Origin of the sequence: Halobaculum roseum, assembly GCF_019880245.1 — an archaeon.
GTDB classification, from domain to species: Archaea; Halobacteriota; Halobacteria; order Halobacteriales; family Haloferacaceae; genus Halobaculum; species Halobaculum roseum.
On the sequence record NZ_CP082287.1, the window covers coordinates 129,455 to 145,363 of the forward strand.

At 56.4% G+C, this 15,909-nt stretch carries 20 protein-coding genes and 2 pseudogenes; 7 read left to right on the forward strand and 15 right to left on the reverse strand.

The window, feature by feature from the left end; translation table 11 throughout:
* Positions 1–47: 47 nt before the first annotated feature.
* The 4 genes from K6T36_RS15910 to K6T36_RS15925 form a co-directional block, all read right to left on the reverse strand.
* Positions 48–461: a PaaI family thioesterase gene (locus tag K6T36_RS15910; RefSeq protein ID WP_222923491.1), complete on the reverse strand. Its 414-nt coding sequence runs from the start codon at positions 459–461 to the stop codon at positions 48–50.
* A 63-nt stretch (positions 462–524) separates the two neighbouring features.
* On the reverse strand, positions 525–1,403 hold the full coding sequence (locus tag K6T36_RS15915; RefSeq protein ID WP_222923492.1) for a DUF6282 family protein: 879 nt from the start codon (positions 1,401–1,403) through the stop codon (positions 525–527).
* 62 nt (positions 1,404–1,465) lie between these two features.
* A complete protein-coding gene (locus tag K6T36_RS15920; RefSeq protein ID WP_222923493.1) occupies positions 1,466–2,752 on the reverse strand; it encodes a benzoate/H(+) symporter BenE family transporter in 1,287 nt (428 codons plus the stop codon).
* A 95-nt stretch (positions 2,753–2,847) separates the two neighbouring features.
* Positions 2,848–3,306 carry an SRPBCC family protein gene (locus K6T36_RS15925; protein WP_222608958.1) on the reverse strand — a complete coding sequence of 153 codons (459 nt, stop codon included), beginning with the start codon at positions 3,304–3,306 and terminating at the stop codon, positions 2,848–2,850.
* Between the two features lie 89 nt (positions 3,307–3,395).
* On the opposite strand from K6T36_RS15925, the gene rdfA reads away from it, so the two are divergent.
* Together rdfA and K6T36_RS15935 are read left to right on the forward strand one after the other, a co-directional pair.
* Positions 3,396–4,010: a rod-determining factor RdfA gene (gene rdfA / locus K6T36_RS15930; RefSeq protein WP_222608957.1), complete on the forward strand. Its 615-nt coding sequence runs from the start codon at positions 3,396–3,398 to the stop codon at positions 4,008–4,010.
* A gap of 52 nt (positions 4,011–4,062) precedes the next feature.
* A complete protein-coding gene (locus K6T36_RS15935; RefSeq protein ID WP_222609150.1) occupies positions 4,063–6,000 on the forward strand; it encodes an archaea-specific SMC-related protein in 1,938 nt (645 codons plus the stop codon).
* A 21-nt stretch (positions 6,001–6,021) separates the two neighbouring features.
* Here the strand turns inward: K6T36_RS15935 and K6T36_RS15940 are convergent, their stop codons facing one another.
* A complete protein-coding gene (locus tag K6T36_RS15940; protein WP_222923494.1) occupies positions 6,022–6,621 on the reverse strand; it encodes a nucleotidyltransferase family protein in 600 nt (199 codons plus the stop codon).
* A 335-nt stretch (positions 6,622–6,956) separates the two neighbouring features.
* Here K6T36_RS15940 and K6T36_RS15945 point away from each other — a divergent pair, with 335 nt between their 5' ends.
* From K6T36_RS15945 to K6T36_RS15955, 3 genes and pseudogenes are all read left to right on the forward strand, one after another.
* A complete protein-coding gene (locus tag K6T36_RS15945; protein WP_222609159.1) occupies positions 6,957–7,328 on the forward strand; it encodes a MarR family transcriptional regulator in 372 nt (123 codons plus the stop codon).
* A 30-nt stretch (positions 7,329–7,358) separates the two neighbouring features.
* Positions 7,359–7,927, forward strand: a pseudogene (locus K6T36_RS15950) (IS6 family transposase); the annotation flags it as partial.
* A gap of 133 nt (positions 7,928–8,060) precedes the next feature.
* Positions 8,061–8,417, forward strand: a complete 357-nt coding sequence (locus tag K6T36_RS15955; protein ID WP_222609148.1) for a hypothetical protein — start codon at positions 8,061–8,063, stop codon at positions 8,415–8,417.
* A 31-nt stretch (positions 8,418–8,448) separates the two neighbouring features.
* On the opposite strand, the gene K6T36_RS18955 is transcribed toward K6T36_RS15955, so the two are convergent.
* The 9 genes and pseudogenes from K6T36_RS18955 to K6T36_RS15995 all read right to left on the reverse strand — a co-directional run bounded on the left by K6T36_RS18955 (position 8,449) and on the right by K6T36_RS15995 (position 12,562).
* Positions 8,449–8,736, reverse strand: a complete 288-nt coding sequence (locus tag K6T36_RS18955; RefSeq protein WP_225935238.1) for a transcription initiation factor IIB family protein — start codon at positions 8,734–8,736, stop codon at positions 8,449–8,451.
* Between the two features lie 42 nt (positions 8,737–8,778).
* Positions 8,779–9,057 (reverse strand): annotated as a pseudogene (locus tag K6T36_RS19200) (cyclin family protein); the annotation flags it as partial.
* 63 nt (positions 9,058–9,120) lie between these two features.
* Positions 9,121–9,426: a DUF3006 domain-containing protein gene (locus tag K6T36_RS15965; RefSeq protein WP_222923495.1), complete on the reverse strand. Its 306-nt coding sequence runs from the start codon at positions 9,424–9,426 to the stop codon at positions 9,121–9,123.
* Positions 9,426–10,868: a lamin tail domain-containing protein gene (locus tag K6T36_RS15970; RefSeq protein ID WP_222923496.1), complete on the reverse strand. Its 1,443-nt coding sequence runs from the start codon at positions 10,866–10,868 to the stop codon at positions 9,426–9,428. Before K6T36_RS15970 ends, K6T36_RS15965 begins: the two co-directional genes overlap by 1 nt.
* A 372-nt stretch (positions 10,869–11,240) precedes the next feature.
* Positions 11,241–11,543, reverse strand: coding sequence for a hypothetical protein (locus K6T36_RS15975; RefSeq protein ID WP_222923497.1), 303 nt, complete (start codon positions 11,541–11,543; stop codon positions 11,241–11,243).
* 6 nt (positions 11,544–11,549) lie between these two features.
* Positions 11,550–11,819: an AbrB/MazE/SpoVT family DNA-binding domain-containing protein gene (locus tag K6T36_RS15980; RefSeq protein ID WP_222923498.1), complete on the reverse strand. Its 270-nt coding sequence runs from the start codon at positions 11,817–11,819 to the stop codon at positions 11,550–11,552.
* Between the two features lie 27 nt (positions 11,820–11,846).
* Complete coding sequence (locus K6T36_RS15985; protein WP_222923499.1) at positions 11,847–12,020, reverse strand: hypothetical protein; 174 nt, start codon at positions 12,018–12,020, stop codon at positions 11,847–11,849.
* Between the two features lie 12 nt (positions 12,021–12,032).
* On the reverse strand, positions 12,033–12,287 hold the full coding sequence (locus K6T36_RS15990) for a type II toxin-antitoxin system HicA family toxin (protein ID WP_222923500.1): 255 nt from the start codon (positions 12,285–12,287) through the stop codon (positions 12,033–12,035).
* A complete protein-coding gene (locus tag K6T36_RS15995) occupies positions 12,284–12,562 on the reverse strand; it encodes a type II toxin-antitoxin system HicB family antitoxin (RefSeq protein ID WP_222923501.1) in 279 nt (92 codons plus the stop codon). Before K6T36_RS15995 ends, K6T36_RS15990 begins: the two co-directional genes overlap by 4 nt.
* Positions 12,563–13,316: 754 nt before the next feature.
* Here K6T36_RS15995 and K6T36_RS16000 point away from each other — a divergent pair.
* The gene (locus K6T36_RS16000; RefSeq protein WP_222923502.1) at positions 13,317–13,862 is read left to right on the forward strand and encodes a helix-turn-helix domain-containing protein; all 546 of its coding nucleotides are present in this window, start codon (positions 13,317–13,319) and stop codon (positions 13,860–13,862) included.
* 354 nt (positions 13,863–14,216) lie between these two features.
* Here K6T36_RS16000 and K6T36_RS19205 read toward each other — a convergent pair whose 3' ends face one another.
* Positions 14,217–14,372: a DUF7563 family protein gene (locus tag K6T36_RS19205; protein ID WP_425601461.1), complete on the reverse strand. Its 156-nt coding sequence runs from the start codon at positions 14,370–14,372 to the stop codon at positions 14,217–14,219.
* A gap of 174 nt (positions 14,373–14,546) precedes the next feature.
* On the opposite strand from K6T36_RS19205, the gene K6T36_RS16005 reads away from it, so the two are divergent.
* Positions 14,547–15,821, forward strand: a complete 1,275-nt coding sequence (locus K6T36_RS16005) for an RNA-guided endonuclease InsQ/TnpB family protein (RefSeq protein ID WP_222923503.1) — start codon at positions 14,547–14,549, stop codon at positions 15,819–15,821.
* The last annotated feature ends 88 nt before the right edge of the window (positions 15,822–15,909 follow it).

Genomic DNA, 15,909 nt, shown 5'->3' on the forward strand with positions numbered 1-15,909 from the left:
TTGGCAACTTTCGGTAAAAGTGTTCTGCTGGTTGCTCAGAGTGAACCCTATTCCCACTTCTGGAAGTAGGTCGCGCGACCCGACACGGCAAGTTCACCTTCATTGTGGATCTCAGCCTCACCGACTGCGATTGTCCCTCCTCGCTGGACGAGTTCCGCACGAGCGACGATCTCGCCCTCTGTTACAGGGGCGTGATAGTTGACGTCCATATTGATCGTTAGTGGCTCCATCTCGTCGAGGGTGGCTTCTGCGTCGCTATGGATCGCGCCTGCCACGGTGGCGTCGACAAGTGTAGCCATGACGCCGCCGTGAACAACAGTATGATTCGTGATCCCTTCCTCATAGGGGACTCGGAATTCGGCCACCCCATCTTTCACCGTCGCTTCTTCGATGCCAATCCGATTGAGGAACGGCATCGTCTCAAAGTACTCCTCCATCTGCTGGTCTACATTCTCCGACATACGCATAAAACCGGTTCCCGGCGTCTTACAAATGGGTGTCGGTCATGGCATAGTTCACTCTGATCAGTCCAAATCGAATATTCGCCTCGGATTATCGACTATCATCGTCTCAATTGAAGCTTCAGAAACGCCGGCATCCAACATAGCTGCGACAAAGGACTTGAACTGCTCAATTGCCGGTGGATTGGCGGTCGCCCCACCATCTGTCGCCATCACAGCGTTTTCAGGCCCAACGATGTCGACCGCGTCGACGTAGTCTTGGACTGTGGCCGCGTTCCCCATCATTTCCGTTGTGCAGATATAATGGAACTCAAGGGTAGCCCCGAGATCTGTGATAGTCCGCATTTGATCATGGGTGTAGTTCAGGAAGTTGGCGTGTGGGTGCTGGACGAGGAACTCCTCGACACCTCGATCGACGGCCTCCTCTACGAGCTCGATCGACTCTGTGGGGCTGAGATGCGAGAGACCGATGACCATCTCATGGGCGGCGATGCGATCAAGCACTGTTAGCGTCTCGTCGGTAAGCTCGCCGCTATCATTGAGAACGGAAATGCCCCCCTTTTCCTCCTCTTCGGTCTCGAACATCTGGACGGCAGCGTTCTCGAGATGGTTGGCCGCTGTGATCGTAGGCATCCACACGATATCAGCGTCGAAGTTCGCAGCACCGTCAACCGCGTGGTGGTTTAGCCCGCCGACCCACTCGTTGAGCGTGATCCCTCCTAACATCTCGAATCCAAGCTCTTCGCGGACTATCTGAGCACGTGAGGCAGTCTCAAAGTGATGGTTCTTGGTGACGATCGCCCGCATTCCGTGGTCCTCGGCCGATCGAGCAGCAGAAAAATCAGTATCGTGCCTGGGGAACGCGCCCGGCGCGGTGTGCATGTGGGTGTCGACTGCTCCCGAGACGAGTCGTTCGACGACCTCGGAGTCGCTCGATATCATACCCCAAACTGAACGTCGACTGGGCTTATACCTACTGGTAAGGTTGCCGCAGCCGAAATCGTTCAGTCATCGACAGTCGGCGAGGAGTCCGGAACCGAGTCCTCACCGAAGAGTTCACGCCAATCCTCCGTTTCTAATATGAGCGACACCAGTACTCCACCAATCAGCGACCAGAAGGGGGCCCCGATGTCGAACAGCGAGAGACCGGACATTCCTATGATGAGCGCGAAGAACGTCCCGTACTGGTACCGACTGGTGCTCACCCATGACCCCTCGAACGCGCTAATCAGCACCCCGATCATAGCTACACCCGCCAGAAGCGAGATGAGTGTACCCGGAACAGCGTTGACGATCGATGTTGCCGCTGCAGCGACGAAGCCGAACGCGCCAAACAGCACGCCAGCAATAACTGATGCGACATATCGACCCTCACGGTCTTCTCCCGCTTCTTCGCTGCTCGTAATAGCTGTCATCGGCCCGGCGATGTTCGCGTTGTGCCCACCAACAAAGCTCGCGAGCATCCCTCCGATCCCGCTAAACACAAGCATTGAGTTGATCGGTGGATCGTAATCCTCGACCTGCAGGACGCCGATAGCCTGCATGTTCTCGGCACCGATCACCATCACGGTCAACGGGATCGCGATCGTTATGATCGACTCCAGTGAGATCACTGGAGTAACGAGTATCGGCTGAGCGATCGAGATAGAGATGCTCGTCAATGCAGTTGAACCCTGCCAGATTGCGGCTCCAGTTCCAAGACCGATTGCTCCGACGATCCCGGGTATCTTCGGAACAAATCGATGAAAGAGGAGGAAGCCGATGAGCCCCACACCGGCGATCAATGGTGCGTTCTGTACGGCGGTAATAATCCCTATGGTGAACTCGATTAGCACGCCGGCGATCATCCCCATGATGATCGGTTGAGGGATGAATTCAACGAGATCGCGGAACTTACCGGATATCCCTATCAAGAACACCAGAATACCGGACACGAGATACGCACCCGCTGCCTGTGCGAAATTAAAGTCAGCGAGGACGATGCCGACCATCACCGCACCAGGAATTGTCCACGCACCGACGATTGGCTGTTTGTAGTACAACGCCATCCCAAGCGTCAGCAGTCCGCCGAGGACGTAGATGCCAAACAGCCATGACACTGCCTGTGCGTTAGTCAACCCTCCCTCATTCGCGGCGTTGAGGATGATGAGTGCTGGCCCCGTACAGCCAAACACCGCCGCGGTGAGCCCCGACCCAAATTTGCTCAAATCGAGATGGGAACCGAATTCAGCGATCCCTTCCCGGAATCCTGGACCACTCTCTAAGGTACTTGCTAACGACCATTGTGACATGGTGCGTCATACAGTGCCGAAGTGATTATAATAAATGTTTCTCTTAGATCGGGATTGATCAGGATGAATTTTGAGCAACAGTCAGACCTGTTGAGTCACACAGGTTGTTCTTCTTCGTCTACGTACTCTTCAAGATTCGAAAAGAACGTGTTTAGATCGCTGTTCACCTTCCGTTTGATGATACGAGACCCAAGCGAGGCGAGTTTGCCCGAAAACTCAAACTCCGTGTCGTAGACAATCACTGTCGTCCCATCGTCTCCCTCTTCAAACTCAACCTCTGCAGTCCCGTTGACACGACTATTGATACGGTTATCCACCCCTTCGATATCGCACTCTAGCCACGCAGGCTGTTCCTTCTCTGTAACGTCCACATCCGCACTGAGAGTAAGTGAAATACCAGCCAACCCCCGTTCCAGAGTGCCGTCGTAGTGGTCGCCATCGCGGCTCAATTCTTTTGCGCCGGGGATCGTCGCCTCAAGTGTCTCTGATTCAAGGATCGTATCCCATAGCTGTTCGCGTTGCTGACCGACCGTCTGTTCGCCGTTGATCTTCATGGTGCTACGGTAGCACATACCTGGATTCTCTATTTAACTCTTCGGGAGTGAACAGAAAGAGTTACACAAGTACGTTTGTAACACAATGTATGGAAGATTCAGCGGACGCACCCCCTTGTCGCTGCAAGGTGGGAACTGTTGCGACGGAATACGGGTTCGACGGCATCCATTCGGAACTAGTCGAACGGTGGGTTGGAGATAGAGGAGAATCTGGAACGAGCGTACGTTCCCTCGCGGACCGGTTCAATCAACGAATTCTTCGCGCAGAACTTAGGGCCGCTGACGTGGATCTTGTTGAGGGGCGAGTCGAGAATCTACACAGTCTACTCACGGACAAGAATCGGCTGGAAGCGGTCCAGCTAGAAGCAAAGTCTTCGCTTGAGCGTGAGGGAGTGAACGTTGAAAAAGCGATGGATAAGTTCTGCTCCCATCAAACGATATATCGGCATCTGCGAAACTGTCTCGACGCGGAAAAAGAGAAGAATGTCCTTTCAAAAGAGCATGAGCTCGACCGGGTTGGGTCGATTCAACATCGCACGGAGGCAGTGGTCGAAGATTCGATCAAAAGACTTCGTGACGGTAACAAGCTGGACATCGGCGAATTCGAGGTTCTGGTCAACGTTCGAGTTACGTGTGAATCGTGCGGCACACTACATGACTCAATCGACCTCATTGAGCGAGGTGGCTGTGACTGCCGACGCTGACCGACGGTTCACAAAGGCTAGAGTTTTAGACGCGTCACTGTTAACCTGTAATATGGAATCGGACGCACCGGTCGAAGTCGGCTCGACCCTCCACGTTGAGCAGATTGGCGGGATACAGGAGACTACAGTCTCCCTCGTCCCGGGTGTCAATGTTCTTGAAGGCCGGAATGCGACGAATCGAACCTCGTTCCTCCGAGCGATCATGGCTGCATTAGGAAGTACGGATGTATCGCTCAAGGGAGACGCCAAGAGGGGCATCGTCGAACTCGAGATAGGCCCTGAGACGTATACTCGAACTCTTGAACGTAAAGACGGCACCACAACTTTCGGGGGCGACCCGTACTTGGATGATCCGACGCTTGCGGACCGCTTTGCGTTCTTGCTTGAGTCGAATGAAGCCCGGCGGAGTGTCGCGCGGGGGGATGATCTCCGGGAGGTTATCATGGACCCAGTTGATACAAAAAGTATCGAACAGGAGATCGAGAACACAGAATCCCGGCGGGCGGAGATCGACGAGCGGATCGAAGAACTCAAAGGACGCAAGTCTGAGCTCACGTCACTCCAGTCAGAGCGTCGGGAAATCCAGTCCACCTTGACGGATAAGCGGTCTGCATTGGAGGACGTCCGAGAAGAGATTACCGAGGCTGACACTGCCGTTGACGAGATGCAAAAACGCCAGGAGGAACATCAAGAGGCTTTAACTGAGCTTGAAGAAGCACGCGAACGGTTGTCGAATATTTCCGACCGTATCGAGGACGAACGGGAACAGCTTGAAGCGCTAGAGAACGAACGATCCGAACTTCGAGAGGAGCGAGAGGAATTTCCAACCTCGTTCGAAGAGATCAGTGAAATCGGTCGTAAAACGGGCGAGCTGCAAGAACGTCGACGGTCACTTGGATCGCTCGTAGATCGTATTCAGAACATCGTACAGTTCAACAATGAGCTACTCGATGACGCGGATTCGGACCTCCGGGATGCCCTCGTCGCCGAAACGGAGGATCCCACAGATCAGCTTCTTGAGGAACCAGGGTTACAGTGTTGGACCTGCGGGTCCGTTGTCGATCGCGAGGAGATCGAGGAGCGGTTGTCTGACCTGCGCGCCCTACGTCGGGAAAAGATGGAAGAGCGTCGTGAGATTTCCGCGGAGTTAGATGAGCTACAAGACCGGAAGCGACGGATGGAAAAACATCAGCAGCGGCGTGAACAGATCGATCAGCAACTCCAGCAGATCGAGGAGCGACTCAGCCAAAACCGGACGACGATCGATGAACTCCAAGACGAGCGGGCTACCCTTCGGGATCGCGTCCAAGAGGCCGAGCGCGCCGTTGAGTCTCTGGAGCCTGATGACAATGAGAGGGTTCTCGAACTCAATAGACGCGAGACCGAGCTCGAGGTCACCATCGAACGACTCAAATCAGAGTTGTCTGAGATAGATGACCGTATTGAGGAGGTGGAGGAGGCTGTCGCAGAGATTCCGGAACTCGAAGCTGAGCGGGAGACGGTGAACCAGCGGCTTGCAGAACTCCGCACCCGAATCGAGGACTTAGAGCGCCAGGCTGTAACGGGCTTCAATGACCATATGGAACAGCTCATTGATCGACTCGGATACGAGAACATCGAACGCATCTGGATTGAACGGCGCTCGCTGGGTGAAGGCGAGACCCGGCGTGGGACGTCAGAAACGCAATTTGATCTACACGTTGTCCGAACAACAGCTGAGGGAACAGCTTACGAAGACACCGTGTCTCACCTCTCCGAGAGTGAACGAGAAGTGACCGGCCTCGTTTTTGCGCTCGCGGGTTACCTTGTTCATGATGTTCATGAACTGGTTCCGTTCATGCTCCTTGATTCGTTAGAGGCCATTGATGCCGACCGCATCGCGGCTGTCGTGGAGTACTTCAAGGAGTATACGGATTACCTCGTTGTCGCCCTATTGCCGGGGGACGCCGCTGCAGTTAACGACGGGTATAATCGAGTCACCACGATCTGATTGATCTCAAACTTGGACAAATCATCTATTGATATCGTCCATTTCGTCAATATCGCGTATTACGCCAGGATCATCCACATCAACGATAATTGAGTGTGCGGCCTCCTCGAAGACCTGGCGGCCGCCGATATCACCCTCGACGGAAGCAAGCCTCCTGAAGTGATTCACGTCGAATAAGACGGGGTGGCCCCGTTGACCTCCGTACCCAGCCGCGACCGCTGTTACGTCTTTAGTTCGATAGAATTGAACGAGTGTATCAACAGTTTCAGTATCGATGAACGGCATGTCTGCCAGCACGAAGACAACAGCATCGATATCTTCTGGGATCGCATCAATTCCGGCGGCGACAGATGTCGACTGCCCAGCATCGTGTTCCCGGTTGTATGCAACGCTAACGGGTAAATCACAAACTGCGGTCGTTACGCGCGCAGCGTCGTGTCCAGTAACTACGACGATGGTATCTATGTCACTGTTAACCAGCGTCCGGGTCGCATGAGCCACTATCGGTTCTTCGTGAAGATGCCATAGTAGCTTATTTCCTTTTTCGAACCGTTGACTTGACCCAGCAGCGAGGACAACTCCCGCGATCGAGAGATCTGCCTGAAACTTCTTGCGTGTCATACTGATTGTTTGTACATTGTGTAAAGAGCCCCTTTGGGCTACTGGATTGGTGTCTTCATTCTCTGGGTAGAAGAAGTTATTCAATATTGAAATGAAAATGAGATGAAGTGATCGTCTGAGTGTAATTGCCACAAACCTTCCCCCCGATTATCGTTGCGAGTGCCTCAAAATGTAGAATCTATGGAGTCCAACCTGCTCTACAGAAGTTGAGGCTGGTCTTCTCAATACATGCGATCCTCGAACCGCTCCATGGTCAACAGAGAATTAAACCCCAGTATTTTCGTAGCTTTCACTCCTAACATTCTTTACAGTACATACCGTATCCACATTCAACGATATCCATCGACCGAGACACCTTCGAGAACACAAGCGAGGACGAGCTCGTGGATCTTTCTGTCCCAGATCAGGTACTGGGGTTCCTCGTCGCCAACGAGGAACGTGCGTTCAAGGCCCACGAAATCGCCTCCCAGATTGGCGTCGACGAGGGCGCGGTTAGCACCGCTCTGTCGCGATTGAAGGGCCGTGACCTCGTTGAGCACAAGGCGACGTACTGGGCGGTGACCGATGACGCCGAACGCCTCGAAGGATATAGTGGCTACGAGCGAGTGACAGCGCTGTTCAACGAACAATTCGGCGAAGAAGACAAGGAAGCGTGGCGCGAGCACGCACCCGAGGAACCTCACCCGAGCGTCGAGGACGACCAGTGACCGACGAAGAGACCCTGATTTTCGAGCGTGGCGACACCCGAGCCCGCGATGAAGCCCGGTATCCGACTCCATCTGGCTGTACTATCACTTTCGGATACAGTTTTGATTCTCGATACATTGGGTGTCAAGCGCTGTCGATCAACTGTTCACAACTGGGTGCAGAACGCAGATCTACAGCCCCTCGACGGTGCGAACCCGGATCACGTCGCGGTTGACGAGACCGTGATCCAACTCAACGACGAACGGTTCTGGCTGTACGCAGCTGTCGATCCCGACACGAACCGCTTGCTGCACGTTAAGCTCTCTCCGACGAGAAATCAAGCGATTATCGAGATGTTTCTCGCCGAACTTCGCGAGAAACATCTCGTCGATGATGCGCTCTTTCTCGTCGATTCTGCACCGTGGCTGCAAGCAGCTCTCCACTGTCACAGCCTCGAGTACAGATACGAGAAACACGGTACTCGGAACAGCGTCGAATGTGTCTTTCGAGAACTAAAACGTCGAACAAACCAGTTCTCAAACGTTTCAGCCATGCCGAAGCAGATACCGTCGAACATTGGCTTCAAGCGTTCGCCTTCGCATGGAACCAGCTTATCTGAACACTACCGAATACGCGCTCTGTATCTATCATCCGAACCTTACCACTAGTAGCCGGTTCCGGATTTTCGGGGCACGAACTCATCAGGCCGGCCGATACTCATAATACCCCATAATTAGAATCGTGGGGTAATTATGCCCGGGGAGTCACCACCGGCACCGCCCGAGGATGCGCCCGCGTACGTCGTCGACCCACTCAAACGGCAGCCGGCAGACCTTCTCCGCGATATCGCGGCCTGGTCGGCCGAGCTCGCAGACCACAAAACGACCACCGGACTCGACGGTGATTACCAGGAGGAATTTCGTCGTCGCGTCGAAGCTGCGGGGTACTCAGCTGACCCCTCCGACTACGAGGGCGTTCCCGATCGTGCGTACATCTCGATCAAGGAACCACAAGATGGGTACGAGTATGCCTACTGGCAGTGGCGCTCCGAGCCCGACGTCGATGCACCCGATAGGAACCAAGCGATCGGGTCACTCGACGAGTCGTAAGGGGTGCTGCACGCGCCATCTCAGGTCAACGTCACTCCGCCTCGAGGACAGCTTCCAACTCGTTGCGACGTGTGTACGTTGTCATGGGCGTTGTCCCCGCCATTGCAGCGATTTCCTCCTGCGTTGGCGATGACGCGAGATCGACGAGCCCGTACGCGTAGACGAGACACGCAGCAGCGATTCCTGCTCGCGAGCGATTGATCGTTTTGCCCGAATCCTCGAGTGCTTCAAGACAGGCGAACGCCTCCGTTGCCACTGAGTCGGGTGGATCTGCTTCGAAACAAAGCTGAATGAGGACGATCTCAACATCTGTGAGCATCAACGGTACCTCACCCGTGCCCTGCAGTTGCTTGACCGCCTCTCGAGCAGCGAGTTCGTCGACATTGAGAGTAGCTGCGATCCGACACAATGGCCGCGGGAGCCCGGCCGCGATGCTCTCGATCCGGAGCGCGGCGGCAGCGAAGGGTCGAACACCACGGCCACGGAGTAGATCGTGCTCATTCGCGACGACAAGTTGGTCACTCGCTGCTTCGCCAACTCGATCGGGGAGGCCGAGCTCTCGAACCGCGCTCGCGATCGCGGCGGCGCTCTTCCCCCGGTTCGAGGCCGCCTTCGTGTCTGCAGCGTCAAACTCTGGGATAGTTAGATCCGCATCTAACTTGCGCTAATATTACCGTTGTGGGATCGTCGTGTCCCAGCCACTCTAGTGGTCGTCCGTAGTGTCAGACCCAAGCCGGTTCGAAAGCTGGTCGAACCGATCTTGTGCCCCTTCGGCCCGCGATTCCGTCTCCCGCTCGTTGTACACGGCACCGACCAGTTCCTGTGACTTAACGGTCACCTCGAGGACGGCATCCTGGTGGCGGCCATCCTCGGGTAGCTCACTCTCGTCGACGACGAGTTGACGGAGCCCATCCGGTGTCGTCACCTCCAAAACGGCGAGGTCGCCCTCGAAGCGGTCAACCACTGCTGTGTGCTTTCCGTCCGGGACGTCGGCGGTATCATCAGCCATCAGTTGTACTCCTCCTGCAGCACGATTGTCTCATCCTCTGTTCGGACAGTTACTGTATCCCCGCCATTGTTCCAGACTGGTGCAGATGCTCCCCAGTAGAGGTCTGTTGTTGTATCCGAGCCACCCCCCGTGTGTACGGTGATCTGCGCACCGGGCTCGAGCGTCGTTCCCTCAGGAACGGTGTAGATGTGGTCAGCGGCGTCCTCGACTGTCCACCCCGAGAGATCGAGCTCGGTGTCACCGGTGTTCTCGAAGACGAGGTACTCGTCGTTCAGGTTCTCGCGATCGTTCCCTTCGGCGTCCGCGTGCACCTCGACGAGCTCGAGCGCGCCGGGATCGGATCCGCCGTCGGTTATAGCCGGTGTCGACGTTGCGGTCGGCGTCACTGTCTGGACGCTGCCGCCCACAGCTGTGATCACAGCGCGCTGCTCGAGGGGTGTGCTCGTGCCCGGTTCGACCGGGTCACCATCACGAATCGCGAGCGGATCCGTCGGTGCTTGGGCTTGCGTTTTGACCGTGACCGCTGAGCCGTTAGTCTTCATGACAACCGTGCCGTGGGTCGCCGTCCAGTAGGTCGGGATCGACCGTTCGGCGAACCGCTCCAGGACGACCTCATGTGGGTGACCGTACTGCGAGTCGTAGGCGCTGGAGATCACCGCTACTTCTGGCGAGACAAGATCAAGAAGCTCGGAGCTGGAGCTACTGTCGCTGCCGTGGTGGCCGGCCTTGAAGATGGTCGCGTTGAGTGACTCGCCGTACTCCTCAACGAGGTACTCCTCTTGACGCTCCTCGGCGTCCCCGGTGTGGAGGAAGCTTGTCTGGCCGAACGTCATGTGGAGCACGATCCCGTTCTCGTTGCGCCCGTCGACATCCAGATAGGGATCGGGAGGCCCGAGCACGCGAGTGTCGACGCCCTCGAACGGAAGATCGTCACCCTCCCGGACCTCATACAGCGTGACATCGTACTCTTCAACGGCGTCGAGATACGCCTCGTACGTCTGCGTGCTCGCGGCGATCCCGGGGTCGTACACGGCGCCGACGCCCTCGCCTTCGGTTTCGAGGTATTCGATCACCGCGGCGTTGCCCCCGATATGGTCCGCGTCATTGTGGGTGACGACGAGGTGGTCGATCCGATCGATGTCGTGCTCCTTGAGATACGACAGGACGTGTTCCCCGTCAGTACGGAAGTCGCCCGTGTCGATGAGCATCGTCTCACCTGTGGGCCCGATGATGAGCGTGCTCGCAGACTGGCCCACGTTGATGAAGTGAATCTCCATCGTGCCCTCGGGCGCCGGCTGTTGCGTCTGCTCAGCTGTGGGTGTGTCAGATGTGGACGGTACCGGTGACCCACCGCCATCCGTGACACCCGGTGTTCCCCCAGTACAGCCCGCGAGAACGACGATGACCGCGACGACCAGGGCTGTGTGCCATCTCCGATACATTCGCAATCAGTAGAGTGGGCCGGCACTAAGTGTGTCCGGTGGGGTGATGACTACCTCGAATATCCTGTCGCGTGCTCCGGGGTTTTCAGGCACCGACTCAGGGAGCTCTCATTTCGGCCATATTCGTCAGGGCAGCCGCAACTGTTCAAGATCTCTTTGGACCATCAAGGGACATGCCCAACATATACCCGCCTGCTAAGAAGGAAATGCTCACGAACAGAAGCGTAAAATTCTCATGAGAGATCCTGCCAGTCAACCCGGCACCTACGAGCACGAATAGCACAACTACGGCTACGGTCCCGGTCTGTCCAGCTGATGGCACGAGCGCCGTCACATTAGTGGATAGGTCCGATGTTGTATTATTTTCACCGCTCACTCGCTATTTGCCACGTCGTTGACGGTATCGAGAGGTACCAGCTCAACGCCGACGGCGTCGTAGGCTCTATCGGTTGAGATGATCGGCTTGCTGCGAGTGTGGGCGTTTCCTGTCTGGACCGCTTCGTTCGGTGTCAGGCCGTATTCGTCGATGAATGCGGTTGCGGTGAGAAACAGAAATCCGTTGTAGGTCGTGAGTGAGGTGTGGACGTCATACTCCTCGAGGGCAGCCTCGGCATCTGCCTTGAGCCAATCTGATGGCTTCGTTAGCGCAAACAGAAAATCGCTTTCGACGTACATTGGGACCTACTCCTCGTCGCCGCGTCCGTCGTGCTCCTCGCGCTCGGCGTCGATCTCCTCGCGCGCCTTTCGACGAGCTTCCGCTTTCAGTTCGTCAGAGGGCGTCCCCGAAAGCGAGTCGCCAACTGCGTCTTCGACCGCTGAAAGCGGATTATCTGCCACGGGGAGCAACGCAACATGAGAGGGCAACTCTACGATGCGATATCGCTCGCCGAAAGGCTCGCGAATGTCCTTCGGCAAGTAGATTCGCCCACGATCGTCGGTTTTCGGGCCCATACCTGCTATTGGGGGCGTGGGGTGCAACTATTTCCCGTATTTTCGGCTGTTTTTCACGTACGTCTGCTTCAGTACGTGAAGACGGACCTCAACTACTATTCCAAGACCATCTGGTTCAGAATCGTTGAGAATCCAGCGTAACAGGGGGAAGTCTTCGGTGAGAACCGCGGGGGCAGCCCTCAGCCTACCGATCTTGGTCATCAGAAGCGGACTTCATGAGTTCCGGTCGATCCACTCACAAAACTCGGTGAAATCCCGCGCGCCGGCCTGCTCAGCGATCGCACGGAGTGTCCCCGTGTCGAGTTCATCGTGTAGTGGGACGGGGACAGTCCGAGCGTCGGCATCGTGGTCAGCTGGCGGCTCCCAGCGGAGTATCGCGTGGTCACCGTTCGTTCGAACCCACTCGTAGATGCCGCTGTTGACCATCACCTTCACGACCTCACGTCCGGAGAACGTTCGGCGTGTCACTCGAACAGGTCCGAGTCACTGAGCGAGCCGCTCGAATTCGCGTCGGGGTCGATGCCAAGTTCAGCGAGATCCTCCGGCGTTGGCTCAGTCCCCCCACCGTAGTACCCAGCGACTGCCTCATCGAGGTTCTCAAGCGCTACCGCACGGGTCGGCCCTTGCGACGCTATACCCGTGTCTTCGTCGCGAGCGACCCATCCGTCACCATCTTCGGCCGGCGTGAGCGAAATTCGCTCCGGCAACGGCGGCTCGCCATTTCCGACGGTGTCAGTGCTCATATGTAGAGTTCTCTCCCACAACCGCAAAAGCGTTCGGCTGGCTATGTTTCACGGCGAGAGCCTTACAGACCGCAATCTCTTGTCTCAGCGGCAAAGACGTATTCAAACTGTGTGTCGGGGACTACCGAGTGATCGCCGACTGGGACTGCGAGGGGAATACCGTCTACATGTTGACGGTCGGCCACCACCGCAGCGTGTACGATAGGGAGTTCTGATACTGATCGTTGCAACCGTTTTCAACTACCCAACAGACGCGAGCGAATTTCGAAATGTTGGGTAGTGATTCAGCCAAGAGACGTTGCCGATTGCGGCGTCTGAGAAGTTACTCCACCTTCAGGAGACCAAGCACCGAGTGAGTCGATCCCGTTCCATAGGCTGGGTTAGACGCCTGTACCGTCCACAGACAGTTTTCAGGGAGATTCGAACCGCCCACTTGGCGATCTGCTCGTAGCTGAGGCAACGTCCTAATGATGCGCCCGAGGTCGCGGTGGACCTCGCCTATCTGCGGGCGCAGAAATACTCGCTTGACCGGATGGACACCGACTCACCGATTGCAGGGTGGATGGATCTGCGACAAGCCAGCCGGCGTCTGAGTCTGGGCCTATACTCCGTAATCCGTATTGGGGGGTTATTCAATACGGAGTTTATATGCTCGTGTGGAATTCTGTACGGGATTCCACCCTGTCCACCTGGTGGAATCAGGTGTGGAAATTGGACGCGAACACCTATGTAATCAGTATGGAACCTCCGAGATATGCTCTCCGTTGAGTCCTACCCTGACGGCACGGATAAGATCCTCGTGGGACTGTACAAACTCGACCCGAGCTTCGGTGGCACCTACGACAACAAAGACGAGATCGAAACAAACGACGACGTGTTAGTCAACTTCCCGACCCGCGCGGAGATAGCCGACTGGACAGGTCTCTCGAAACAGGACGTCCGTTATCGACTAGACAAGCTCGTTGACAACGGCGTGGTTATCGCGCACCGCGTCGACGACGGACACGGAACCCCGTCTTATCACTACCATATCGCGATGTCCGGTGTGGAGTTCGTGCGCTCAACGACTGCCATGCGCCGCGTACTCGGCGAGGTCCCAGGCAACGTGCGCGTTGAGCACCTCCGTGAGCTCGCAGCCGAGGTCGAACAGTTACGTGAGGAGCTCGACGCGGTTGGCGGCCTAGATGAGCGCGTGGAAAAACTTAGCGACCGACTGGACGAGCTGCAGGATGATGACGCAGACATGGAATCTGTTGACGGCGAAGACGACGATGACGGGAACCCGTTCCCGCCACATTAACTGCGATACTCGCTTCGACTACCCTACAACCACTGTTGATGGGTAAACCAGACCCACCCCTGATCGCGAATGATACCGACGAAACCGAAGAGAGAAGCGAAGCTTCCGACAGTCTGTGATCCCCAAGCAGCCGCGAGGACTGCACCGGCGGAGTGGGCACAGCTGGCGCACGGTCAGGGGCCCACTGTGTGATAGCACTTCTCTGGTTGCGAACAAAGGGGTGTCACCGAGACCACCCATTTCGGACGCGACCTAATCGCTATTGGTCATTGACTTCCTCGCGTAGCTCCTCAATTTCCGCCCGCAGCCGCTGCACATCCCACAAAATTTCACGTTCACTTCAGGCTGGACTCCTCACTGCCTCGTACTTCGGGCTTCTCTGACACCATTGCCGTCTCGAACAAGATCTTCGCAATTTGGACAGACACGAACCGATTCTGCACCACTAGGCGCAAAGACATCGACGTACCGCTGCGTGACAAAACTCTCGCAGTTTCCACAGGTCGGCATAACTTTCAGACATGGTGGTTGTGTTATAGAAGTTTCGAGGCTAAAACCCCGCCCTTCAGGGCGGGGATACAGCCGACAATTCCTACACAACCCACCGTCGATGGCAAGGCCGGATATCCACGCCAATCGGCATCATTAATAAAACGCTGTTCATAACCAGTTATGAAGCTAGAAATGAGTCGGATCGTCCGAACCTTCGAGGCTACCATCACGAACCAGCGACAGGTTCGTGGCGACCTCGACCAGCTCGGGTGGGCCGCCTCAAAACTCTGGAACGTCGGTCGCTACTACGCACAACAACGGTGGGATGAAACGGGCGAGATCCCCGATGACGGGGAACTCAAAGCCGAACTCAAGGGCCACGAACGCTACACGGACTTGCATTCGCAATCCAGTCAGCGCGTTCTCGAAGAACTCGCTGAAGCGTTCACCGGCTGGTTCGGCAAGCGTCGGAACGGCGACGACCGTGCCCGTCCGCCCGGCTACCGGAAACATGGAGATTCCCATCCACGTTCAACCGTGTCGTTCAAAACGGCTGGCTTCAAGCACGATGCACAGTTCACCCGCGTTCGCCTTTCGAAAGGCCGTAACCTCAAAGAACACCGTTCGGACTTCATCCTGTGCGAGTACCAGACGCGCCCGGATGTTGACTTGACCGAGTGGGACATTCAACAGGTTCGCGCCGTCTACAAACGCGACGAGTGGCGGTTGCAATTCGTCTGTCGCGCCGTCATTGACCCGGAACCGCCGGGTGACGGCGTGGCTGGTGTTGACCTCGGGATCTGCAACGTCGCCGCTGTTTCGTTCGGCGGTGAATCGGTGTTGTATCCGGGTGGCGCACTCAAAGAGGACGAATACTACTTCACGAAGAAGAAAGCCATGTGCGACGATTCTTCCTCCCGTGAAGCCACTCGTCTTGACCGGAAACGAACGGGTCGCCGGACGCACTTCTTGCACGCCCTCTCGAAAGCGATCGTGGAGGAGTGTGTCGAACGAGGTGTTGGTACGCTTGTCGTTGGCGACCTCGGGGGCATCCGAGAAGACGACGAGAACGGCGAACCGCGGAATTGGGGCGACCACGGCAATCTGGACTTGCACAGGTGGGCGTTCGACCGCTTCACGACGCTGCTCGACTACAAGGCGGAAGCCGAGGGCATCGACGTGGAGTTGGTGGCGGAGCGTGACACCTCGACGTCGTGTTCGGCGTGCGGTCATACGGACGACAATCAGCGCGTTGAACGTGGACTGTACGTGTGTGAGAAATGCGAGACGGTTGCGAACGCTGACGTGAACGGCGCGGAGAATATTCGACAAAAGGTACTCCCGAGTCTCGCCACGGACGGCGGTGATAGGGATAACGGCTGGTTGGCACAGCCAGCGGTTCACCTGTTCGACTGTAGTGAGGGCCGTTTCGCCCCACGAGAACAGGTCGGGAACCGCGAACCGTAATATCCCATCGCGGTCGGGAATCCTCGCCCTTCATGGCGGGGAGGATGTCAAAGCTTTTCTGTCTTCTGAGAACCAATACCAACGGTTC